This is a genomic window from Streptomyces ortus (assembly GCF_026341275.1).
Lineage (GTDB): Bacteria > Actinomycetota > Actinomycetes > Streptomycetales > Streptomycetaceae > Streptomyces > Streptomyces ortus.
In genome coordinates, this window is sequence record NZ_JAIFZO010000002.1 from 2,271,583 (window position 1) to 2,293,368 (window position 21,786).

The following is a 21,786-nucleotide window of genomic DNA, read 5'->3' on the forward strand; positions in this document are numbered from 1 at the left end:
ACCTGCTCCCAGGGCCACTCCACAGAGATGTAGGAGCCTCGAACATCGGCGACTCGCGCCCTCGCTGGGGAGCAACTCACCCTCAGTACATCGCCCACCTGGTAGGCCGGTCGGCTGACCTCGCGCTTCACCACGCTGTTCCCCACACGTCTGATCCGTGTCCGAAGGCTACCGCTGGTTGTTGCCTTCTTCTTGCCCTGGGACTTGTCGGGGATCTTGGGGGCCTGCGTTTTTGCAGCTCCGGGGCCAGACCATAGGGATCTACGGTGTCCGGCACGCAAGAGTGATGCACCAATGTGCTGGGCCATGGTGCTGGTTCGTCATCGCCCTGGCCGCGTCCCTCGGGGCGAACATCGCCACCCCCGGACTGCTCGACCACGACCTCGACCTCGACCACGACCACGTGCCGGCCTGGCTGCGCATCCTGGTCGCGGGCCGGCCCGCGCTCGCCTTCCTCGGCGGAACGCTCCTCGCGCACTCGGTGCCGAAAGCGGCGGAGGACGTGGGAGAGACCGCTGAAGACGACGCGGACCAGGAGGAGCGCGCCGAACCCGTCCCCGAACCGCCCACGCTACCGGCCGCAGATCCGGCGCCCGTGCCGACGGCCGCGCTCACTCCACCTGCTTCTGCTCCTGCCCCGGCGGTGTCCGTCCCGGCCGCCCTGATCGAGCACGCCCGCAAGGTCGCCGCCGAGCACCGCACCCGTATCGGAGGGGCCATCGACACTCCGACTCTGCGCGCTCGCCTCGGCGTCCCCGCGCCCATGGCCGCACGTCGTACAGGACACTCAGCGCGAGGCCATCAGCCACATGGACCGGCTGCTCAAGCGGCGGCCGGTTGCGGGTGACCGTCCTCGTTGATGTCAGAAGTGGATGTCAAAGGCCCCGGACCATGATCGGTCCGGGGCCTTTTGGCTGGTGCCCCCGGCAGGATTCGAACCTGCGACACCCGCTTTAGGAGAGCGGTGCTCTATCCCCTGAGCTACGAAGGCGGGGCTTGTGCGAGGCCTTGCGTGGGACTCGGTGATGAGTCGTGGCCAGGTCTCCCGGTCAAGCCCTGAGCGATCTGGATCGTTGCCGCGGTGGTGAGGTGCGGGGATCGCGCCACATGCCGCAGCGCCTGCCAGGGACGCTCGCACCACAGGGTACCGGATCGGGGTCCAGGCGGGCGGGTGAGGGGCCACCCCCGTCACCGCCAGTCCGGTGCTCCCGAAGTGGAGGGGAACGCGTTCTCGATCTTTGTGCGGGTCTCTCGCATTACCGCGATCACCCTGGCCTCGTGGGACTCGCTGAGGCGGGCCACCGGGACCGAGCAGCTGATGGCGTCCGTGGCCGGGGAGTCGTAGCGCAGGGCGAAGCCGAAGCCCGCGATGCCCGGCACCGTCTCCTCGCGGTCGACGGAGTGGCCTCGGGCGCGTACCTCCGCGAGGTCCGTGAGCAGGGTGGCCCTGGTGGTGTGCGTGTTCTCGGTGAGGGCGGGCAACGGGTCCTCGGGGAGCGGTAGTTCGGTGTCGGGGCGTTCCGCGAGGAGGGCTTTGCCCAGCGCGCCCGCGTGGGCCGGGATCCGGCGGCCGACCCTGCTGATGGTCCGCAGGTACTCATGGGACTCGCGGGTCGCGAGGTAGACGACGTCCGGGCCGTCGAGCCGGGCCAGGTGGATCGTCTCGCCCAGCGCGTCCGAGGCCTGGTCCAGGTAGGGGCGTACCAGACGGACGTGCGGGTCGCTGTCGAGGTAGCTCGTGCCCGTGAACAGGGCGCGGATCCCGATGCCGTACAGGGAACCCGTCGTGTCCGAACGCACCCAGCCGCAGTCGATGAGGGTCTGGAGCAGCTGGTACATGCTGCTGCGCGGTACGTCCAGCTCCTCGGCCAGTTCGTCCAGGCGTGCGGGGCGGTCGCCGCGGGCGGCGAGCAGTTCGAGCAACGCGACCGTGCGGCTCGCCGACTTCACCCCGCGTACTCCGCGGCCCCCACTGCTCTCCGGCATGGCCTCATCGTAAATCCGCGCCGCCGCACCCATTGACCGTGCCCGGTTCATCGACCTAGCCTCCGTTCTCATACGTGTACGTCATCTGCATATAGAGATGAGAGAGATCGGAGGTCGGGAATGCGGTACAGCGCTGAGGTCGAGAGCGTGGTGCAGCGGCTGCGCGACGGTATGGCGGGCGGAGTGCTGTCCTTTCCTCTCACCAGCTTCCGTGACGACGGTGACGGCAACGGGGACGGCGATGGCAACGGGGACGGCGATGGCAATGGCGGCGGGCTCGATCTGGAGGCCTATCGGGCGTACCTGACCGCCCAGTTGGCCCCCGGGCCCGATGCCTCCGGGTCCGATGCCGCCGCGCCCCACGCCGCCGCCCCCGGCGCCGTCTTTCCCGCCTGCGGGACGGGAGAGTTCTTCTCGCTGGACGAGGACGAGTACCGCGCGGTCGTCGAGGCCACGGTCGACGTCGCCGACGGCCGCCTCCCGGTCGTCGCCGGCATCGGATACGGCTGGGCGCAGGCCCTGCGCTTCGCGCGGATCGCGGAGGAGGCCGGCGCCGACGCCCTGCTCGTGATGCCGCACTACCTGGTCGGCGCCCCGCAGGACGGCCTGGTCGGGCAGCTGCGCCGGATCGCCGCCGGCACCCGGCTGCCGCTGATCGCGTACCAGCGCGGGCAGGTCGCCTTCACCGCGGACACTCTGCGGCGTATCGCGGAGATCCCCACCGTCGTCGGCCTCAAGGACGGGCACAGCGACCTCGACCGGCTGCAGCGGCTCACGCTCGCCGCCCCCGACGGCTTCCTCTTCTTCAACGGTGCCTCCACCGCCGAGATCCAGGCGCGCGCGTACGCCACCGTCGGCGTCCCCGCCTACTCGTCGGCCGTCCACGCCTTCGCCCCCGAGATCGCGGGCGCCTTCTTCACCGCCCTGCGTGGGAACGACGAGGCCACGCTCACCACGCTCCTGCGCGACTTCTACATCCCGTTCGTCGAACTGCGCGACCGCGTGCCGGGATACGCCGTGTCCCTCGTCAAGGCCGCCGCCCGGCTGCGCGGCCTGCCGGTCGGACCCGTACGGGCCCCGCTCACCGATCCCGGCGCCGCCGACCTCGCCGAACTGGAGGCGATCCTCGACACCGGCCTCGCCCTCGTCCGAGCGCCGCGCCGACGCCTCGTCGCCTGACCCACCGCCCGACGCCTCATCGTCCGACCTACCGCCCGACGCGTCGTCGCCTGACGTACCGCCCGTTCCACCGCCTGACACACGGCCAGTTCAAAGGGGAACTGCATGCCTCTGCTCGTAGTCGGGATCAGCGTTCTGGTGCTGCTGTTCCTGATGACCCGGATGAAACTCAACGGCTTCGCCGCGCTGCTGCTCGTGGCGGTGGGCGTCGCCCTGGTCCAGGGCATTCCCGTGGCCGACATCCCGGACGTCCTCTCGGAGGGCATCGGGGGCCAGATCGGCGACACCATGCTCGTCATCGGGCTCGGCGCCATGGTCGGCCGGGTGATGGGGGACTCCGGCGCCGCCCAGCGGATAGCCGTCCGGCTGCTGGACGCGTTCGGGCCGCGCTGGGTCCAGGTGGCGATGGTGGTCACGTCCATGCTCATCGGCGTGACCATGTTCTACGAGGTCGCGTTCATCATCATCGTGCCGATCGCGTTCACGCTCGTCAGGGTCACCGGGGCGAAACTGCTGTGGGTCGGCCTGCCGATGTCGATCGCGCTGTCCACGATGCACAGCTTTCTGCCGCCGCACCCCGGCCCCACCGCCGTGGCCGCCACCTTCCACGCCTCCGTCGGACACACCCTGTTCTACGGCCTGTTCATCGCCGTCCCGGTGGGCGCGTTCATCGCCCTGCTGTGGCCGCGGCTGCCGTTCATCAGGGCCATGGACCCGGCCATCCCCAAGGGCCTGGTCACCGAGCGCGAGTTCGAGGACGGCGAGATGCCCGGCCTCGGCTGGTCGCTGTCCGTCGCGCTCTTCCCCGTCGTACTCATCGCGGGCGCCGCGGTCGTCGACATGGCGGCCTCCGGGGACGGGCCCGTCCTGCACTTCGTCGCCTTCATCGGCTCGGCGCCGATCGCGCTCATGCTGACCCTGCTCCTGGCGATCTGGGCCTTCGGCCCGCGCATCGGCCGCAGCCTGGCGGACGTCAACACGTCCTGCACCTCCGCCGCCCAGTCCATGGCGATGATCCTGCTCGTCATCGGCGCGGGCGGCGCGTTCAAGAACGTCCTCGTCGAGGGCGGCATCTCCGACTACATCAAGGACGCCACCGACAGCTGGTCCATCTCGCCGATCATCCTGGCGTGGCTCATCGCGGTCATCCTCCGCATCGCGCTCGGCTCGGCGACCGTGGCCGTCGTCACCGCCTCGGGCGTGGTGCTGCCGCTCCTCGCGGGCAGCGGGATCCACCCCGAGATCATGGTGCTCGCCGTGTCCTGCGGCTCGATCGCCTTCTCCCACGTCAACGACCCGGGATTCTGGCTCTTCAAGGAGTACTTCAACCTTTCGGTCGTCGAGGCCATCAAGGTGCGTACCACCTATACGACCGTGCTCGCGGTCCTCGGCCTGGGCGGTGTGCTGGCGATGGAGTGGGTCCTCGACGTCCTCAGCCTCTGAGCCACCCCCAGGAAGGGCACCGCCCCCTCTCACTCCGCTCCGAAGGGTCTTCGATACGTATGAGTCAGCCGACCGTCACCGAGTTCGCCGTCTATCCCGTCGCCGGCCGCGACAGCATGGAGCTGAACCTCTCCGGCGCCCACGGCCCCTTCTTCACCCGCAACATCGTCGTCCTCAAGGACTCCGAGGGCCGTACGGGACTGGGGGAGGTGCCCGGCGGCGAGAAGATCACCCGGACACTGCGGGATGCCGAGTCCCTGGTCGTCGGTGCGAAGGTGGGCGACTACAAGCGGGTCCTGCGGGCGATCGGCGACCGCTTCGCCGACCGTGACGCGGGCGGCCGGGGAGCCCAGACCTTCGATCTGCGCACCACCGTGCACGCCGTGACGGCCGTCGAGTCGGGGCTGCTGGACCTTCTGGGCCAGCACCTGGACGTACCGGTCGCGGCGCTGCTCGGGGACGGCCAACAGCGTTCGTCCGTACGGGTCCTGGGCTACCTCTTCTACGTCGGTGATCCCGGCCGGACCGATCTGGAGTACGTGCGGGAGCTCGACGCGGACGTCGACTGGTACCGCGTCCGGCACGAGGAGGCGCTCACGCCGGAGGCGATCGTGCGGCAGGCCGAGACGGCGTACGACCTCTACGGCTTCCGGGACTTCAAGCTGAAGGGCGGGGTCCTGGCGGGGGCGGAGGAGGTCGAGGCCGTACGGGCGCTCAAGGAGCGGTTTCCGCAGGCGCGGGTCACCCTGGATCCGAATGGGGCGTGGTCGCTGAGCGAGGCCGTCGAGCTGTGCAAACCGCTGGTCGGCACGCTCGCGTACGCCGAGGATCCTTGCGGGGCGGAGGGCGGGTACTCCGGGCGGGAGATCCTGGCGGAGTTCCGGCGTGCGACCGGGTTGCCGACGGCCACCAACATGATCGCCACGGACTGGCGGCAGATGACGCACGCGTTGGCGCTCCAGTCGGTGTCCATTCCGCTGGCGGACCCGCACTTCTGGACGATGCAGGGGTCCGTGCGGGTGGCTCAGCTGTGCAACGCGATGGGGCTGACCTGGGGGTGTCACTCCAACAACCACTTCGACATCTCGCTGGCGATGGTGACGCACTGCGGGGCGGCGGCGCCGGGGGAGTACAACGCGCTGGACACGCACTGGATCTGGCAGGAGGGGCTGGAACGGCTCACCGTCAGTCCGCCTCGCATCGTCGACGGGGAGATCGCGGTGCCGGATGCGCCGGGGCTGGGGGTGCGGGTGGACGTGGAGCGGTTGCTCGCGGCGCACGAGCTGTATGTGAAGGAGGCGTTGGGGGCGCGGGACGATGCGGTCGGGATGCGGTACCTGGTGCCGGACTGGCAGTTCGACGCGAAGCGGCCTGCTTTGGTGCGTTAGGGGTGTGGGCCGGCCCACGGTGGGTGGGGCTGAGTGCGCCGTTCCCCGCGCCCCTGGGGGGAGTGGGGGGCGCGAGGAACCGCGCAGCTAGCCGTCGCTGGGGCCGCGTCGTATCGCAGGGCCGCGCGCCTGTGGTTGTTCGCCAGGGGCGCGGGGAACGGCGCACTCAGCCCTCACCGGGTCGCGCCCACCAAGTTCTCGCTCACGTCGGCCCCGCCGACGGACCCCCCGCTGGCGATCGGGATGCTGGACAGTACCTCCGCCGGCAGGTCGAACGCGTCGACCAGCGTCATCAGGTGCGGCGCAAGGTCCCCCAGCACCATGTCGACGGCCTTCGGCAGACCGCGTACGTGATCTGCCGTGAGGCGGCCCTCGGCCAGCAAGTCACCCGTGTGCGGACCGAGTTGGCGCAGCAGGAACAGCCGGCACAGGTTCCGCATCAGCTGGCCCGCCCGGGGATCCGCGGTCCGGGCGATCGCGGCCAGGAACGCGTCGGCCGCCCGGAGGCGGGCATGCGCGGAGACCATCTCCAGGGCCGCGTCCGAGGTCACGTTCCACCGGCCGACCGGGTCCCCCGAGGGACCCGCGCGCAGAGCGGCGCGCGCCCGGTCCTGCCAGATGTGCTCGACATCGGCCAGCAGGTCACGCAGGAAGCCAAGTTCGGTGATCTCCCGACCGGTGACGTCGGTAGAGCCGGTGGAACCGGTGGAGCCGGTGACGTCGGTAGAACCGGTAGAACCGGTAGAACCGGTAGAACCGGTAGAACCGGTAGAACCGGTAGAACCGGTAGAACCGGTAGAGCTGCTGAAGTCGCTGGAACCGGTGGCATCCGCTGAGTTGACGCCTTCGATGGCCGCATCGGATGCGTCAGCGCCCCCGGCGCCGCCCCGCCGTGGCACCTCGTGGCCGAAGATCATCTCGGACGCCGCCTTCACCCAGATCACCAGGTTGTCGCCCTCGGCGGTGATGCCGCCCTCGATGTTCAGGGGGAGGTCGGCGAGGCCGTTGGCCGGGAACAGCCCCTGTGCGCCGCAGCGTTCGCGGCACTCGGTCGTGATCGCCCGCGCCTGCCAGGTGATCCATCCCTTGGCCACGGCCACCTCACGCTCCACCTCCGCCCGCTCCTCCTCCGCGTGCGCGGCGAACCGGCTCACCGTCGACCGGTGCAGGAACGTCATCGCGTACGCCGTCGCCAGCGCGTGCAGCAGCCGCCCGTGATGGCTGCGGTGGGCCGCCAGCGGAATGCGCTCGCCCGCCTTCGGACCGGCCAGCAGCCGGCTGTGGGCGTACCGCACCGCGATCGTCAGTGCCGCGCGGGACATCCCCAGCGTGCCGGCGCTCATGCACAGCTTGCCCATGGTGACGCGGTTGATGGAGCGCAGGAGCCGCTTGCGTCTGTTGCCGAGGCTGCTGGTCAGGGTCCCGTCGGTGGACAGCCGCCCGTGTTCGGCCTCCAGCAGCGCCTCGCGCGGCAGCCACACCTCGTCGAAGGAGGTGAGGCAGTGGTCCACCGGGGTGCCGGTGCGCTGCGGCAGCGGACGGACCCGTACGCCGGGCAGGTGGCCGCTCTCGTCGCTGAGCGGGGTCAGGAACAGGAACGTCCCCCGGTCCTCGCCGTCGACGAGGAGGCGGGCCGCGACCACGGCCGTCTTGGGCCCGCCGGTCAGGCTGGTGTTGGGCATGAACTTCTGCGCGCCCTCGGTCGGCGTGGTCAGCCGGAAACCGCCCGTCCCCCGGTCGAACACCGCGACCGTCTCCATCGACGCCACGTCGTTGCCGTGCTCCAACTCCGTGCAGAGGAACGTTCCTGTGCTCTGCAGGGACGTAAAGGGGGAGAGGTCTCTGTCGCGGCCCCCGTCGTGGTCGAGGACGCTGCCGAGGAAGAGGTTGTAGTGGATGCTCGCGAGTGTGGTCAGCCCGCCGTCCACCGGCCCCGTCCACTCGTGCAGACCCGCGAGGCGGTACGGGTCGGCCGCCAGCTCCACCGGGTCGCCCACCCGCTCGTTCAGCAGCCGCAGCCGCTCGTACGAGAGCGCCGTCCGCTCCTGCGGCGACAACTCCGCCCGGTAGGCGAACTCCCTGCCGCGGACGAGCCTGCGCCAGGCCCCGTGGACGCGCTCGCGGTCAGCGCCCTCGAAGAGGAGCCGGGCCAGTTCGTCGGCCACGGGGTGGGTCTTGGTGTGTGCGGGCACGGACATCGAACTCCCCAGGGTGTGGGACTGGTCGGATGCGGACCACTGCGCCACAAAGATACGTACCAACCGGTTTTCTTTTCAAGGTGGCCGGTGCGAGGTGGAGGGGATCAACCAGAAGCATCGGGAGTCCCGGAGGCGCCGATCGACGGCAACTCGTCGCCGTCGCAGCTCAGTACGGCGCGACGCGTTCGGGCCGGAGGAATCCTTGAGAAACCGTTCGGCTGGTTTTATTCTATGCCGCGAGGTCGTGGGCGTACGGTACGGACCTCTTGGTCTCTTTTCCCGGTGAGCGGGATGGTACGGAGGTTCCCCGTGGCGCGGCAAGAGCGAGCGATCCGGACACGACGCGCGATCCTCGTCGCGGCGGCCCAGGTCTTCGACGAGGTCGGATACGAGGCGGCGACCATCTCGGACGTCCTCAAGAAGTCCGGCATGACCAAAGGCGCCCTCTACTTCCACTTCACCTCCAAGGAGGAGCTGGCCCAGGCGGTCCTCGCGGGACAGGTCGACTCCCTGCCGCGCGTGCCCGAACAGGAGCTGAAACTGCAGCAGTCGCTGGACGAGGCGTTGCTGCTCGCGTATCTGCTCAAGCAGGACACCGGGGACCCGATCGTGCAGGGCAGTGTGCGGCTCACCGTGGACCAGGGCTCCCCCAAGGACCATCTCAACCGCCGGGTTCCCATGCAGGCCTGGCAGGAACACACCCACGCCCTGTTCCGGGAGGCCAAGGCCAGGGGTGAGGTGCTGCCGCACGCCGACGTGGACGCGCTGGCCAAGCTGTTCGTCGGCGCCTTCACGGGCGTCCAGGTGCTGTCGCGGATCATGACGGGCCGCGCGGACCTGGCGGAGCGGGTGGCCGACCTCTACCGGCACCTGATGCCGTCGATCGCGGTGCCCGGGATCCTCGTACGGCTGGACTTCTCACCGGAACGGGCGACCCGCGTCCACGCGGACGCGATGCGACTGCGCGAGGCGGAAGCGGACGCGGAGTCGGAGGCGGAGGCGGATACGGAGCCGGAAGGGGATACGGAGTCGGAAGGGGATGCGGAGTCGCAAGGGGATGCGGACTCCGACTCCGACTCGGAGTCCAAGTCCGGTGCCGAGTCCGAAGCCGGTGTCGGCCTCGGGCCCGGAAGCGAAGTGGCGGAGGGGGCCGCGGACGGGGGACCGAAGGCGTCGCGGGCCGGGTGGCCGGTAGCGGCCGTGACCGCCGGCCAGTGAGAGGACGAGCCGGCCGGGCGCCCCGTTAAGACGCCTCCCCGTGTCGGCGGGGCGTGTGGACGACCTACCGAACGGAGTGCACGGATGGACATGCCCGCTTGCCCGTACGCGTTGGACGTGACGGGACGCGACCTCTCCTCGGAGGCCGGGAAGCTGCGCTCGCGAGGGCCGGCGGCGGCGGTGGAACTGCCGGGCAAGGTGGCCGCCTGGGCGGTCGTCCGGCAGAAGTACGTCAAGCAACTCCTCCTCGATCCGCGGGTGTCCAAGGACGCCCGGCAGCACTGGCCCGCCTTCGTCGACGGGCGGATAGACGCCGAGTGGCCGCTGTATCCGTGGGTCGCCAACGAGAACATGCTGTTCGCCTACGGAGAGCACCACGCCCGGCTGCGGCGGCTGGTCGCGGGCGCGTTCACCGCTCGCCGCAGCGAGGCCCTGCGACCGCGCGTCGAGGAACTGACGGCCGCACTGCTGGACGAGTTGGCCGCCCGTCCGGCCGGTGAACGGATCGACCTGCGGGCCGAGTTCGCCAAGTTGCTGCCGATGCGGGTGATCTGCGAGTTGTTCGGGGTGGCGGATGAGGCGCGCGAACCCCTGTGCACCGCGTTGGAGCTGGTGTTCGGTACGGCGGTGCCGGCGGTGGAGATGGCCGCCGCGCAGGTGGAGGTCTTCGGCATGCTGGCGCGCGTCGTCGCCGAGAAGCGGGAGCGTCCCGGCGGCGATCTGACGTCCGCGCTGATCGAGGCGCGCGACCAGGACGGCGGGCTCACCGAGCAGGAACTTCTCGGCACCCTCTATCTCATGATCGCCGCGGGCCAGGAGACGACCTGCACCCTCATCACCAACGCCGTCGGCGCGCTGCTCGCACACCCGGACCAACTGGCCCACGTACGCGAGGGACGGGCGACCTGGGCGGACGCGGTGGACGAGACGCTACGGGTGCACAGCCCGGCGGCGTACTCGCCGATGCGGTTCGCGGTGGACGACATCACGCTGGGCGAGAGCGGACCGGAGGGTGGGGCGGGCGGCGCGCCGGACGGTGGGGCGGAGGGCGGCTCCGGGGCGGACGCCGTGGTGATCCGGCAGGGGGATCCCATCCTCGTCTCCTTCGCGGCGGCCTGTGGCGATCCCGAGGCGTACGGGGACGATGTCGCCGTCTTCGACGTGCTGCGGCCGGGCCGGCGCGAGGACCTGGCCTTCGGCTACGGGGTGCACCGGTGCCTGGGGGCACCGCTCGCGCGGATCGAGGCGGGGGTGGCGTTGGCCGCGCTGTTCGGGCGCTTCCCCCAACTGTCCCTGGCGGTGCCGGTGGAGGGGATCGAGCCCGTGGAGTCCTTCATCGTGAACGGCTACGGCTCACTGCCGGTGCTGCTCTCGGCGGCCTCGTAACCATGCAAGAAGCCGCGCGAGAAGCCGTACGCGCTATAGAAACCGCCCGTGCGGTTTGTTAACGTGATGCTGCCTTTCCGGCATGCCCTCGCAGCAACGGAGCGTTCTGATGGCCCAGCAGGAGCGAGCGGTGCGTACGCGCAACGCGTTGATCGAATCGGCTGCCGAACTGTTCAGCAAGGACGGCTTCGACGTCGTGTCCCTGTCCACGATCAGCACCCGGGCGGGCGTCAGCAACGGCGCGCTGCACTTCCACTTCGCCAGCAAGGCGGCGTTGACCGCGGCGGTGTGGGAGGCGGCGGCGCAGCGGCTGCGCCAGATCACCCATGAGGGTGCGGCGCGGGGGCAGGCCGCCGGGAGCGGGGGGCCGTTGCAGGTGCTCGTCGACACGACGCACGCCCTCCTGCGGGGGCTGCGGCACGATGTGATCCTGCGGGCCGGCTTCGACCTGAGCGAGAGTCCTGTCCCGGTGCCCGGCGCCGATCTGCGGCGGCGTTGGCAGGCGTGGGTCGAGAGTCTGCTGGTCCAGGCGGCCAGGGAGGGCGCGTTGGCGCGGGACGTGGCGCCGCAGGACGCCGCTCACGCGGTGGTCGCGGCCACGGTCGGCTTCGGGGCGCTGGGCAGCCGCAACGCGCAGTGGCTCTCCCAGTCCATGCTGACCCGCTTCTGGGCCCTGCTGCTGCCGCGCCTGGCGGCGGAGCCGACCCTGAAGGAACTGGTCGCCTCGGGTCGCCGCCGGGAGGGGACGGCGCCGCCGGAAGCGGTGGCGCCGCTGCACCGGGCGGTGTCCCGCCAGAGCGCGTGACACCGGGCTCCTGGGGGCGAGGGGAACGGCGCAATCCTTTGTCTTCGGGGGCGCGGCCCCTGGGGGCGAGGGGAACGGCGCGACCGGCCCTACGTGCCCTGTTCAAGCCCCGTCCCGCCCGTTACGTGGCGGGGACGCGGGTGAAGCGGCCCGCCACGCGCAGGTCCGCCTCGATCAGACCCGCCGTCGCCGACAACTCCGGCAGCACCTCGGCCACGCACCGCTCGACCGTCCGGCGGGAACTGTGCATGGCCACGTTGACGGCGGCCACGACGGCCCCCGTACGATCCCGGACCGGCGCCGCGATCGACCGCAGCCCCTCCTCCAACTCCCCGTCGACCAGCGCGTAACCGGCCTCCCGTACGCGGTCCAGGGTGGCCGCGAGCGCGGCCGGGTCCGTGACCGTGTGCGGGGTCAGCGCGTCGAGGCGGCCGGTCAGGAACCGCCCCCGCCCGGCCGGGGAGAGGTCCGCCACCATCACCCGTCCCAGCGAGGTCGCGTACGCCGGGAGTCGGGTGCCGACCGTGATGTTGACGCTCATGATGCGACTGGTGGCGACGCGTGCCGTGTACTGGATCTCGTCGCCCGCCAGCACCGCGAGGGACGCCGAGTCGTGCAGCCGGCCCGCGAGATCGGCGAGGTGCGGGGCCGCGATCTGCGGCAGCGTCGTACGGGAGAGGGGCGGGAAGCCGAGCGACAGGACGCGGGGCGTCAGCGTGAAGTGCCTGCCACGGGACGCGACATGGCCCAGGTGTTCCAACGTGATCAGCGCCCGCCGTGCCGTCGCCCGGGCGAGCCCGGTCGCCTGCGCCACCTCGGTGAGCGTCAGCTCGTCGCGGCCCTCGCCGAACGCCGTGATCACGGTCAGCCCGCGGGCCAGCGACTCGATGAACTCCCGGCCCAGTTCCTGTTTCGAGGCGCCGGTCCAGGTGGCGAGCCCGGCCGGAGCGGCGGGTGGCCGGGCGGGCGCGTCGCGCAGATCCCGTTCCATGGCGTGTACGGTCGCCCGCAGCCGCGGCAGCATGGTCTCCCGCAGGGACTGCGCGCTGTGCTGGCTGGTGTGGCTCACCACGCTCACCACGCAGGCGACACGGCCGCCCCGGTCCCGTACGGGCATCGAGACGGCGACCAGGCCGGGTTCGATCAGCTGGTCGTCGAGGGCCCAGCCCCGGGTGCCCGCCTGGTGGGTCCGCTCCTCGAACTCCGTGTCCGGGGTGGGGTGTTCGCGCGGGGGCAGCGCCGGGAAGCCCTGGTCCCGCGGGTCCGCCGCCCGTCTGTCCCGCCACCGCGCCCAGTCCTCCAGGGTCCACTCGGTGGCGAACAGCGGGCCCGGCGCCGTCCGTTCGGCCGGCAGGAGGTCGCCGATACGGAAGCTCAGGGACATCGCGCGTCGGCGCGTGGCCTGGTGGATGAAGCGGATGCCGTCCCGGTCGGCGACCGCGAGGGAGACCGACTCGTCGAGTTCGTCCGCGAGGGCGTCGGCGCGGGTGTCCAGCAGGCGGGGGAGTTGCAGGGCGGCGAGGTAGGCGTTGCCCAGCTCCATCAGCCGTGGGGTGAGTACGGCGTCGCGGCCGTCCAGGCGCAGGTATCCCATCCGGGCGAGCGTCGCCGCGATGCGGTCCACCGTGGATCTGGCGAGTCCGGTGGTCTTCTCCAGGGCGCTGAGGCTCTGGGTGCCGCCGGCCTCGGTGAGGCGGTGCAGCACGGTGACGCCGCGTATCAGCGGGGCTACCGCCTCGGCGGGTTCGACTGCGTCGGGCTTGGCCGGGGTGAGGTGGGTCGGTGGCATGGCTCCCCATAACGGTGTGCCGACCACGGTAATGAATGGGAGGGGGAGGGCGGGGTGTCGTACTTGACCCCCGGGGCCGGTGGGGCCGGTGGGGCCGGTCGCGCAGTTCCCCGCGCCCCTGGGGCTGCGCCCCCAAAGACAAAGGATTGCGCCGTTCCCCGCGCCCCTGGGTAGGGGATTGCGCCGTTGCCTGTTCCCCGTGCCCCTCAGGGGCCTCGGGTTACGTATACGCGGTGGTTGCCCTTGGGGTCCTTGCCCGCGATGGTGACGCGGATGCCGGAGTCCAGGTCCTTGAAGTACTGGCCGGGGGAGAAGGGGGCGTCGGAGAGTTCGGCGTGGACGTTGGGGCTGCGGGTGCAGCCGCCGCTGTCCTTCGTGGAGTCGACGACCGAGATCGGGCCGTGGCCGGTGTCGACGTCCGCGTTCACCTTGTAGATCAGTACGCCCGTCTTGCAGACCGCCTCGTCGTTGCCCGCCTGCGTGCGCAGCTCGACCGCGTACCCCGTCTTCGCGTCGACCGGCACGAAGAGCAGTTTGCCGCCGCCGCCGCGCTCGGTCAGCGGGGTCAGCACATGCTCGGTCGTCCCGGGCGAGGCCGCGCAGCTGACCTGGGAGTCGTCGAGCCAGCCGAGTTTCCACTTGTGCCAGCCCAGCAGGTCGTTGTCGGCCCCCCAGTCCTCGCTCATGATGTCCCAGTGCCCGACCGCGCCGCCGCCGTCCTGGGTGTAGAGGTCGGGCAGCCCGAAGACATGCCCGTTCTCGTGGGGGAGTACGCGGTAACCGGTCTCGGTGTACGTGCCGGAACCGTCGTCCTGACGGCTGTAGACGAACGACGCGTTGGCGACGGGCACCCCGTCCGCGACCGGCGCCTCGGTGTTGCCCGCGAAGGTGACGGAGAGGACGGTGTCCAGGGCGGAGGGGCCGGCGTTCGGGGTGATCAGCACGTTCAGCAGGTCGTAGTCCTGGAAGTTCACCTTCGGGTCGGCGGTGCTCACGATGTCCTGCACCAGCTCGCGGTACCCGGGATCGAAGGGGGCGCCGCGTTCTATCCCGTACTCCTTGAAGGGCTTGGGCATACGCAGCCAGTCGCCTATCGGGGCCTGCGGACGGTAGTCGAGACGGCCGTACGAACTGGTGCGGAACCAGTCGGTGGTCTGCGGGAAGAACTCGCCGAAGCGGTCGAGCGCCCTGCCCTGGCCGGGCGCGTCGGAGAAGTCGACCATCAGGTTGAGGGCGCGGACGGTGCCGGTGGAGCGGGCGTAACCCGTGGGGGTGGGGATGCCCTCCGACATCTGCACGCCCGTCGAGCCGCTGATCATGCAGGGACCGAGCGGGGAGGTGCCGGCCGCCGGTGCCACCGGGCCCGCCGCCGAGGTCGAGCCGGCCGTCGGATGCCCGGACCCCGCGGAGGTGCTGACCGCCAGCGTGAGGGCGGTGACCGAGACGAGGGCTGCGGTGCGGCGGCGCGGGCGTATCCGGCGGCTGGACGGCTGCATACGAAGCCCTTCGCTCCGGGCAGCCTGCCGTTTGTGGCTGCACCCTGTCCGATCACCCTGTGCCGCCGGATGCGAGGGCGCGCGCTGGAGGAGACCGATCGTGGGAGACGGGCGGCAAACCACCCCGAGATGATCTGTGACTCAGGTCACATCGAATCTCTTCGGGATCGGGAAATAACCGGGGACCGTCTCCCCGTTTAGACCTGTGTCCGCACGATGCGGGGAGGTGCTCCCCGGATCGGACGGGCGACACGAACAATCGAGATCGAACAGACGAGATCGAACAGTTGAGATCGGCTGACCGAGATCGGCTGACCGAGCTCGACTGACTGAGCTCGACCGACCGAGATCGCACAGCCGAGATCGACCGACCGAGAAGACTTCGAAGGAGGACGCCGTGGAGACCGCAACCGTCGCTCAGCGCAAGGTGCCCCGCCCGAGGGCCGATGCTCTGCGCAACCGGGAGCGGATCGTCGCCGCCGCACGGGAGATGTTCGTCGAGTTCGGTGCCGAGGTGCCGCTCGACGAGATCGCCCGCCGCGCGGGTATCGGCAACGCCACGCTGTACCGCAACTTCCCGGACCGGGCGGCCCTCCAGCGCGAGGTCGTCTGCTCGGTCATGGACCGCGTCTCGGAACAGGTCGAGCAGATGCTCGCCGAGACCGGTGACGCCTTCGAGGCGCTGTCACGGTTCGTGCACGCTTCGGCCGACGAGCGGATCGGCGCCCTGTGCCCGATGCTCTCCGCGACCTTCGACGCGAACCACCCCGACCTGGTCGCCTCGCGCGTACGGGTCGAGGAGTTGATCGAGACGCTCATGGAACGCGCCCGCCTGGCGGGCCAGCTCCGCCCCGACGTCGCCGTCGGGGACCTCATGGTCGCCCTCACCCAGCTCACCCGGCCCCTGCCGGGCACCGCGTGCCCGAACATGGACCGCTTCGTCCACCGCCACCTGCAACTGTTCCTGGACGGGCTACGGGCGCCCGCCCGCTCCGAACTGCCGGGTGCGGCCGCGACCATGGAGGATCTCCGCCGAGCATGACCGACTAGCCAGACCGACCTGCCCGACCGGGGGGACCGGGAGACCGGCAGGCCGACCGATCAGATTCGCGTACTCCGAGAGTCACTACTCACACCACTGCCACCGGTCGTCATCGACAAGGACGTCGAGGAGGGCGTCGACAACGAAGTCGACGAAGACGTCACCGGTGACGAGCCGTCCCTTCCGTCACGTTTTTTCGCCACGAAGTCCTGAAGTGGGTACTCCCATGTCTGAAACAGTCCCGGCCACCGCCGCCAAGGCGCCGGCTCCCGATTCCAACCGCTGGAAAGCGCTCGCGTTCATCGCGATCGCCCAGCTGATGGTCGTGCTCGACGCGACCATCGTAAACATCGCCCTTCCCTCGGCCCAGCAGGACCTCGGGATCTCCGACGGCAACCGGCAGTGGGTCATCACCGCCTACGCCCTCGCCTTCGGCGGACTCCTCCTGTTTGGTGGCCGCATAGCCGACCTGTGGGGCCGCAAGCGCACCTTCGTCACCGGTCTGATCGGCTTCGCCGGTGCGTCCGCCCTGGGCGGCGCCGCGACCAACGAGGCGATGCTCCTCGGCTCCCGCGCCCTGCAGGGTGCCTTCGGCGCGCTGCTCGCGCCCGCCGCGCTCTCCCTCCTGGCCGTGATGTTCACGGACGCCAAGGAGCGCGCCAAGGCGTTCGGCATCTACGGGGCGATCGCCGGTGGCGGTGGCGCCGTCGGCCTGATCCTCGGCGGATTCCTCACCGAGTACCTGAACTGGCGCTGGACGTTCTTCGTGAACATCCCGTTCGCGATCGTCGCCGCCACCGGTGCGTACTTCGTCATCCGTGAGCCGTCCGGCAGCCGCAACCGCTCGCCGCTCGACATCCCGGGCGTCGTCCTGTCCACCCTCGGTCTGGTCTCCCTGGTCTACGGCTTCACGCGCGCCGAGTCCGAGGGCTGGGGCGACTCCATGACGATCGGCCTGTTCGTCGTGTCGGCGCTGCTCCTCGCGTCCTTCGTCTTCGTCGAGTCCAAGGTCAAGGCCCCGCTGCTGCCCCTGCGCGTCATCACCGACCGCAACCGTGGCGGTATCTACCTCTCGCTCGGCCTCGCGATCATCGCGATGTTCGGTCTGTTCCTCTTCCTGACCTACTACCTGCAGATCGTGAAGGGCTACTCGCCGGTCAAGACCGGTTTCGCCTTCCTGCCGATGATCGCCGGTATGATCACGGGCTCCACGCAGATCGGCGCCCGTCTGATGACCCGCGTCCCGGCGCGACTGCTCATGGGCCCGGGCTTCCTGGTCGCCGCGCTCGGCATGCTGGTGCTGACCCAGATGGAGATCGGCTCCTCGTACGCGACCCTGTTCCTGCCGGGCATGCTGCTCCTCGGCCTCGGCATGGGTACGGCGTTCATGCCGGCCATGTCCCTGGCCACGCTGGGTGTCGAGCCGCGTGACTCCGGTGTCGCCTCCGCGATGGTCAACACCTCGCAGCAGGTCGGCGGCGCGATCGGTACGGCGCTGCTGAACACGATCGCCGCCTCGGCGACCACGGCGTACGTCAAGGACCACATCGCCGGTGCGACCACGCAGTCCCAGCAGCAGCTCGTGCAGCTGCAGGCGCAGGTGCACGGGTACACCAACGCGATCTGGTTCGCCGTGGGCATCCTCGTCGCGGCGGCGGCGATCGTCTTCACCCTCGTCAACGCCCACCCGGCCGACGTGGCGTCGTCCGACGAGGCCGTCGACGGGGTCGAGGACGACCTGAAGGTGCCGGTCATCGCCCACTAGCCGCTTCGCGGTGCGCGGGCCCGGCATTGACTGGGTCACCCACTGACCTCGTGCGTACGCTGGGGTGGGGACGCCTTCGTACGCACGAACCCCGATCTGCCTCGGCTCCGAGAGTGATGGAGCCGGGGCAGATCCATGCGCGCTCCCCGGCGGGTAGGTGAGGGCCGCTTTCAACGTGCGGCCCCGATGGAGGTTGCCCGCGCAGTTCCCCGCGCCCCTGGGTGAGTTGGGGCTCGGGGTGCTGTCGTGCGGGCGCGGCCCGGTTGCCGTTACCCGCGCAGTTCCCCGCGCCCCTCACGGGGCTGCGCCTGGGCCACAGGCTGCTTTTAAGGGGCGCGGGGAACGGCGCGCTCAACCTCCAGAGTCCCGCGCCGGGCAACAGGCTGCTTTTAAGGGGCGCGGGGAACTGCGCGGGCAACCCTCACTGACCCGCACCTTGGGCAGCGGGGGCCTGCCTACAAGGGGCGCGGGGAACGGCGCGATCGGCACCAGCGTGCCCGCCCTCCCCGGTAAGCACCTCCCCAGCCGGACGGCTACCGCAGCCAGGGGAGGTCCGCCCCCGCCCCCTCCGGCTGAAGGCCCTCCGCGATGAGCAGCATCGCCTCCCCGAGCGCCTTCTGCTGCTCGGGCGTGAGCCGGTCGAACAGCGCCTGCCGCACCGCGGCCACATGCCCGGGAGCGACCCGCTCGAGCACGGCGTACCCCTCGTCCGTCAGAACGGCGAACTGCCCCCGCTTGTCGGACGGGCAGTCCTCCCGCCGCACCCACCCGTTCTTCTCCAGTCGCGCGATCGCATGCGAGAGCCGAGACCGCGTGATCTTCGCCTTCATCGCCAGTTCGGTCATCCGCAATCGCCGCTGCGGCGCGTCGACCAGCTGCACCAGCAGGCCGTAGTAGATGTGCGGCATGCCCGCGTCACGCTGCAGCTGCCGGTCGAGATGGTCCTCAAGAAGCGTGGTCGCGTGCATGAACGCACGCCAGGTGCGCTGTTCCTCGTCACTGAGCCAGCGCGGCTCGTCAGCGGGTGCCGTGTTCATACACCTACTGTACGAGCCCCTTCTTGAATCTTAAACAAGTAGGGAGTAGGCTCCGCCTCATAGAGCTTGATACTTCAAGCAATCTCGCTTCGAGCAGCACGAGAGGGAGCCGCAGTCATGTCCGTTGCCACCGAGGAACACCCCGCCGTGGAGCGCATGCCCGCCCTCTACCTCTCCCACGGCGCCCCGCCCCTGGCCGACGACCCGGTCTGGCCCGGCCAGCTCGCCGCCTGGTCCGCCGACCTCCTGCGCCCCAAGGCGATCCTGATGGTCTCCGCGCACTGGGAGGAGGCCCCGCTCGCCCTCGGCGCCACCGCCCCCGTCCCGCTGGTCTACGACTTCTGGGGCTTCCCCGAGCACTACTACAAGGTGCGGTACGACGCCCCGGGCGCCCCCGCCCTCGCGGAGTCCGTCCGCAAGCTGCTGCGCGCCCCCGGCACGCCGGTCCAGGACATCCCGGACCGCGGCCTGGACCACGGCGCGTACGTCCCGCTCGTGGAGATGTTCCCCGAGGCCGACATCCCGGTCCTGCAGATCTCCATGCCCACGCTGGACCCCGGCCGTCTCATGGACATAGGCCGCAAGCTCGCCCCCCTGCGCGACGAGGGCGTCCTCATCGTCGGCTCCGGCTTCTTCACCCACAACCTCGCCGCCCTCCGCCAGGGCGGCATCCCCGGCTGGTCCGCCGAGTTCGACGCCTGGGGTCACCAGGCGCTCGACTCCGGGGACGTGGACGGCCTCCTCGATTTCCTCCACAAGTCCCCGGCCGGGCAGCTGGCCCACCCGCGCACGGAGCACTTCGCCCCGCTGTTCGTGACCATGGGGGCGGCGGACGCCGCCGGTGACCTGGCATCCCAACGGTCCGTGATCGACGGCTTCTGGCTGGGCCTGGCCAAGCGCTCGGTGCAGTACGGCTGACGGGGACCGCCTCTTCCTCACGGAGGCTCTTTTCCAGGCCTCAGAGATCCTTCTCGTACCGCGCCACGTCCCAGTACCGGCCGAACTTCCGCCCCGCCTCCCGGTACGTACCGAGGTACCGGAAACCGAACCGCTCGTGCAGCCGCACGGACGCCTCGTTGGGCTGCGCGATCCCCGCGTACGCCCGGTGGAGGTCCTCGCCCGCGAGCGCGTCGAACAGGGCCTCGTAGAGCCGCGTGCCGATGCCCCGCCCGCCCGCGCCGGGAGCCACGTAGACCGTCATGGCCACGGACGTCGCGTACGCGGGCTTCGGCCGGAACTCGCTCGACGTGGCGTACCCCAGAATCCGCTGTGAGTCCGTTTCCACGGCAACCATCAGCCGGTGCGGGCCGTCTTCAGGGTGGGAGAGCAGCCAGGGACGTCGCTCCTCCGGGGTGAAGACCGCCGTGTCGAAGGTGACGGGCGTCTCGAGGACGTAGTGGTTGTAGATGTCCGTGAGCGCGCCGAGGTCGGCCTCGACTCCCGGTCTGACCTCGACCTCTGTACGTTCCGACGGCACCGCGCCTCCTTTTACGGCGGCACAGGGTACTGCAAGATCAGAAAAATCGAGGGCCGGGTTGGGAATTCTGTCCGGATTCCAGTCGTTGTTTCCATTGGAAGCAGGGCACTCGGGAGGGTGTCCGAGCCACCGAAGCCACCACTAGGACCCGCAAGCCCACCATCGTAAGGGAGCACGCATGGCAACCCGTGCCGTCGCCCGTCGTAAGTCCGCCTCCGGCGAGACCGACGCGGCACGCAGTGTTCGCGTCGTAGGCGGCGAGATCGCCGACCGCGACCTGGTCGGCATGTATCTCGACGAGATAGCGCGTACACCGCTGCTCGACGCCGCCAAGGAGGTCGAGCTGTCGCAGACCATCGAGGCCGGCGTCTTCGCGCGGCAGCTTCTCGACGGGGTGACCACCGACACGAAGGTGAAGGCGTCCCGCGAGGAGCTCGAAGCGCTGGTCGCCGAGGCCGAGCGGGCCAAGGACGTCTTCATCAAGTCGAACCTCCGCCTGGTCGTCGCGGTGGCCCGCCGCTACCCCCGCAGCGGCCTGCCGCTGCTGGACCTGATCCAGGAGGGGAACGCGGGCCTGGTGCGCGCGGTCGAGAAGTTCGACTACCGCAAGGGCTTCAAGTTCTCGACGTACGCCACCTGGTGGATCCGTCAGGCCATCACCCGGTCCATCGCGGACCAGTCCCGCACCATCCGGCTCCCCGTCCACCTGGTGGAGGAGCTGGGCCGGATCCGCCGTGTGCAGCGCGAGTTCAACCGCGAGCACGGCCGCGATCCGGAGCCCACGGAGATCGCGGCGGAGCTGGACACCAAGCCGGAGCGCGTCGTCGACGTCCTCGACTGGGCCCGCGACCCGGTCTCGCTGAACATGGCGGTGGACGACGACGGCGACACCCAGTTCGGTGACCTGCTTGAGGACACCTCGGCCGTGTCGCCCGAGCAGTCCGTGCTGACGCTGCTGCGCAGCGAGGAGCTGGACGACCTCATAGGCCGCCTCGACCAGCGCACCGCCTCGATCATCAAGATGCGGTACGGGATCGAGGACGGCCGGGAGCGCACGCTGACCGAGGTCGGCAAGGAGCACGGCCTCACCCGTGAGCGCATCCGCCAGATCGAGAAGCACGCGCTGATGGAACTGAAGAAGCTGGCCCGGTCCACGGGGTTCGACGCCGCGGCGTAGGCCCCCGGCGACGCCGCCCTCGCCTCCGGCACCGGTTCCGGCACCGGTTCCGGAACCGACGACGCCTCGATACCGCCCCCGGTTCGAGCCCCGGCCCCGGGCCCGATCCGCACTGAGAACCGTGCTGAGAAAAATTCTTTCCCATCAAGAGGATTGGGTTCGTGTTTCGGGGGCAGGCGAGCCTATCGCAGGCCGGACGAGCAGTTCCGTGTCGGCCATGCCCCACGGCATGGCTGGTCGGAGCGGCTCACCGGGTCGCACAGAAGTCCGTTTACAGCCGCTTCAACCCATCGGTCCCGGGGCACAAACTCCAGGACCCCCAGAGCCGAGTCCCGACGCACTCCCCCCGGTGCCGGGACTCTTCCAGAGCCGAGTCCCGGCGCCTCCCCCCCTGGCGCCG

General features: G+C 70.3%; 16 protein-coding genes, 1 tRNA gene and 1 pseudogene. 11 read left to right on the top strand and 7 right to left on the bottom strand.

The annotated features are described in order from the left end of the window. Positions 1-764 precede the first annotated feature (764 nt). A pseudogene (locus tag K3769_RS13375) lies at positions 765-860 on the top strand (tyrosine-type recombinase/integrase); the annotation flags it as partial. A 55-nt stretch (positions 861-915) separates the two neighbouring features. Here K3769_RS13375 and K3769_RS13380 read toward each other — a convergent pair. Continuing rightward, positions 916-991: transfer RNA gene (locus tag K3769_RS13380), tRNA-Arg, on the bottom strand. Between the two features lie 197 nt (positions 992-1,188). Next, positions 1,189-1,986, bottom strand: a complete 798-nt coding sequence (locus K3769_RS13385; protein WP_267026656.1) for an IclR family transcriptional regulator — start codon at positions 1,984-1,986, stop codon at positions 1,189-1,191. Positions 1,987-2,106: 120 nt separating this feature from the next. Between K3769_RS13385 and K3769_RS13390 the strand changes: the two genes are divergently transcribed. From K3769_RS13390 to K3769_RS13400, 3 genes are all read left to right on the top strand, one after another. Further along, positions 2,107-3,165 (top strand): 5-dehydro-4-deoxyglucarate dehydratase, encoded by a 1,059-nt coding sequence (locus tag K3769_RS13390; RefSeq protein ID WP_267026657.1) that lies wholly within the window; start codon positions 2,107-2,109, stop codon positions 3,163-3,165. 105 nt (positions 3,166-3,270) lie between these two features. Continuing rightward, entirely contained in the window at positions 3,271-4,608 is a 1,338-nt protein-coding gene (locus K3769_RS13395; RefSeq protein ID WP_267026658.1) for a gluconate:H+ symporter, read from the top strand. A gap of 59 nt (positions 4,609-4,667) precedes the next feature. After that, positions 4,668-5,996: an enolase C-terminal domain-like protein gene (locus tag K3769_RS13400; protein WP_267026659.1), complete on the top strand. Its 1,329-nt coding sequence runs from the start codon at positions 4,668-4,670 to the stop codon at positions 5,994-5,996. A gap of 173 nt (positions 5,997-6,169) precedes the next feature. On the opposite strand, the gene K3769_RS13405 is transcribed toward K3769_RS13400, so the two are convergent. Further along, entirely contained in the window at positions 6,170-8,194 is a 2,025-nt protein-coding gene (locus K3769_RS13405; protein WP_267026660.1) for an acyl-CoA dehydrogenase family protein, read from the bottom strand. Positions 8,195-8,503: 309 nt separating this feature from the next. On the opposite strand from K3769_RS13405, the gene K3769_RS13410 reads away from it, so the two are divergent. From K3769_RS13410 to K3769_RS13420, 3 genes are all read left to right on the top strand, one after another. Beyond that, on the top strand, positions 8,504-9,412 hold the full coding sequence (locus K3769_RS13410) for a ScbR family autoregulator-binding transcription factor (protein WP_372514932.1): 909 nt from the start codon (positions 8,504-8,506) through the stop codon (positions 9,410-9,412). A gap of 84 nt (positions 9,413-9,496) precedes the next feature. Next, positions 9,497-10,798 (top strand): cytochrome P450 family protein, encoded by a 1,302-nt coding sequence (locus tag K3769_RS13415; protein ID WP_267026661.1) that lies wholly within the window; start codon positions 9,497-9,499, stop codon positions 10,796-10,798. A 109-nt stretch (positions 10,799-10,907) separates the two neighbouring features. Next, positions 10,908-11,603: a ScbR family autoregulator-binding transcription factor gene (locus tag K3769_RS13420; protein ID WP_267026662.1), complete on the top strand. Its 696-nt coding sequence runs from the start codon at positions 10,908-10,910 to the stop codon at positions 11,601-11,603. 121 nt (positions 11,604-11,724) lie between these two features. Here the strand turns inward: K3769_RS13420 and K3769_RS13425 are convergent, their stop codons facing one another. Both K3769_RS13425 and K3769_RS13430 read right to left on the bottom strand, forming a co-directional pair. After that, entirely contained in the window at positions 11,725-13,392 is a 1,668-nt protein-coding gene (locus K3769_RS13425; protein ID WP_267026663.1) for an IclR family transcriptional regulator domain-containing protein, read from the bottom strand. Between the two features lie 206 nt (positions 13,393-13,598). Then, a complete protein-coding gene (locus K3769_RS13430) occupies positions 13,599-14,888 on the bottom strand; it encodes a M6 family metalloprotease domain-containing protein (protein WP_267026664.1) in 1,290 nt (429 codons plus the stop codon). A gap of 397 nt (positions 14,889-15,285) precedes the next feature. Here K3769_RS13430 and K3769_RS13435 point away from each other — a divergent pair, with 397 nt between their 5' ends. Continuing rightward, on the top strand, positions 15,286-15,930 hold the full coding sequence (locus K3769_RS13435) for a TetR/AcrR family transcriptional regulator (protein ID WP_267026665.1): 645 nt from the start codon (positions 15,286-15,288) through the stop codon (positions 15,928-15,930). Between the two features lie 226 nt (positions 15,931-16,156). After that, positions 16,157-17,695 (top strand): MFS transporter, encoded by a 1,539-nt coding sequence (locus tag K3769_RS13440; protein ID WP_267026666.1) that lies wholly within the window; start codon positions 16,157-16,159, stop codon positions 17,693-17,695. Positions 17,696-18,228: 533 nt separating this feature from the next. On the opposite strand, the gene K3769_RS13445 is transcribed toward K3769_RS13440, so the two are convergent. Further along, positions 18,229-18,732 (bottom strand): MarR family winged helix-turn-helix transcriptional regulator, encoded by a 504-nt coding sequence (locus K3769_RS13445; protein WP_267026667.1) that lies wholly within the window; start codon positions 18,730-18,732, stop codon positions 18,229-18,231. Between the two features lie 117 nt (positions 18,733-18,849). Between K3769_RS13445 and K3769_RS13450 the strand changes: the two genes are divergently transcribed. Beyond that, positions 18,850-19,650 carry a dioxygenase family protein gene (locus tag K3769_RS13450; RefSeq protein WP_267026668.1) on the top strand — a complete coding sequence of 267 codons (801 nt, stop codon included), beginning with the start codon at positions 18,850-18,852 and terminating at the stop codon, positions 19,648-19,650. A gap of 40 nt (positions 19,651-19,690) precedes the next feature. Here the strand turns inward: K3769_RS13450 and K3769_RS13455 are convergent, their stop codons facing one another. Then, entirely contained in the window at positions 19,691-20,209 is a 519-nt protein-coding gene (locus K3769_RS13455; protein ID WP_267026669.1) for a GNAT family N-acetyltransferase, read from the bottom strand. A 178-nt stretch (positions 20,210-20,387) separates the two neighbouring features. Between K3769_RS13455 and K3769_RS13460 the strand changes: the two genes are divergently transcribed. Further along, positions 20,388-21,386: a sigma-70 family RNA polymerase sigma factor gene (locus K3769_RS13460; protein WP_267026670.1), complete on the top strand. Its 999-nt coding sequence runs from the start codon at positions 20,388-20,390 to the stop codon at positions 21,384-21,386. Positions 21,387-21,786 lie beyond the last annotated feature (400 nt).

Coding starts and splice junctions, on each gene's coding strand:
- K3769_RS13385 (WP_267026656.1), bottom strand. CDS start 1,986: ATGCCGGAGAGCAGTGGGGGCCGCGGAGTACGCGGGGTGAAGTCGGCG.
- K3769_RS13390 (WP_267026657.1), top strand. CDS start 2,107: ATGCGGTACAGCGCTGAGGTCGAGAGCGTGGTGCAGCGGCTGCGCGAC.
- K3769_RS13395 (WP_267026658.1), top strand. CDS start 3,271: ATGCCTCTGCTCGTAGTCGGGATCAGCGTTCTGGTGCTGCTGTTCCTG.
- K3769_RS13400 (WP_267026659.1), top strand. CDS start 4,668: ATGAGTCAGCCGACCGTCACCGAGTTCGCCGTCTATCCCGTCGCCGGC.
- K3769_RS13405 (WP_267026660.1), bottom strand. CDS start 8,194: ATGTCCGTGCCCGCACACACCAAGACCCACCCCGTGGCCGACGAACTG.
- K3769_RS13415 (WP_267026661.1), top strand. CDS start 9,497: ATGGACATGCCCGCTTGCCCGTACGCGTTGGACGTGACGGGACGCGAC.
- K3769_RS13420 (WP_267026662.1), top strand. CDS start 10,908: ATGGCCCAGCAGGAGCGAGCGGTGCGTACGCGCAACGCGTTGATCGAA.
- K3769_RS13425 (WP_267026663.1), bottom strand. CDS start 13,392: ATGCCACCGACCCACCTCACCCCGGCCAAGCCCGACGCAGTCGAACCC.
- K3769_RS13430 (WP_267026664.1), bottom strand. CDS start 14,888: ATGCAGCCGTCCAGCCGCCGGATACGCCCGCGCCGCCGCACCGCAGCC.
- K3769_RS13440 (WP_267026666.1), top strand. CDS start 16,157: ATGTCTGAAACAGTCCCGGCCACCGCCGCCAAGGCGCCGGCTCCCGAT.
- K3769_RS13445 (WP_267026667.1), bottom strand. CDS start 18,732: ATGAACACGGCACCCGCTGACGAGCCGCGCTGGCTCAGTGACGAGGAA.
- K3769_RS13450 (WP_267026668.1), top strand. CDS start 18,850: ATGTCCGTTGCCACCGAGGAACACCCCGCCGTGGAGCGCATGCCCGCC.
- K3769_RS13460 (WP_267026670.1), top strand. CDS start 20,388: ATGGCAACCCGTGCCGTCGCCCGTCGTAAGTCCGCCTCCGGCGAGACC.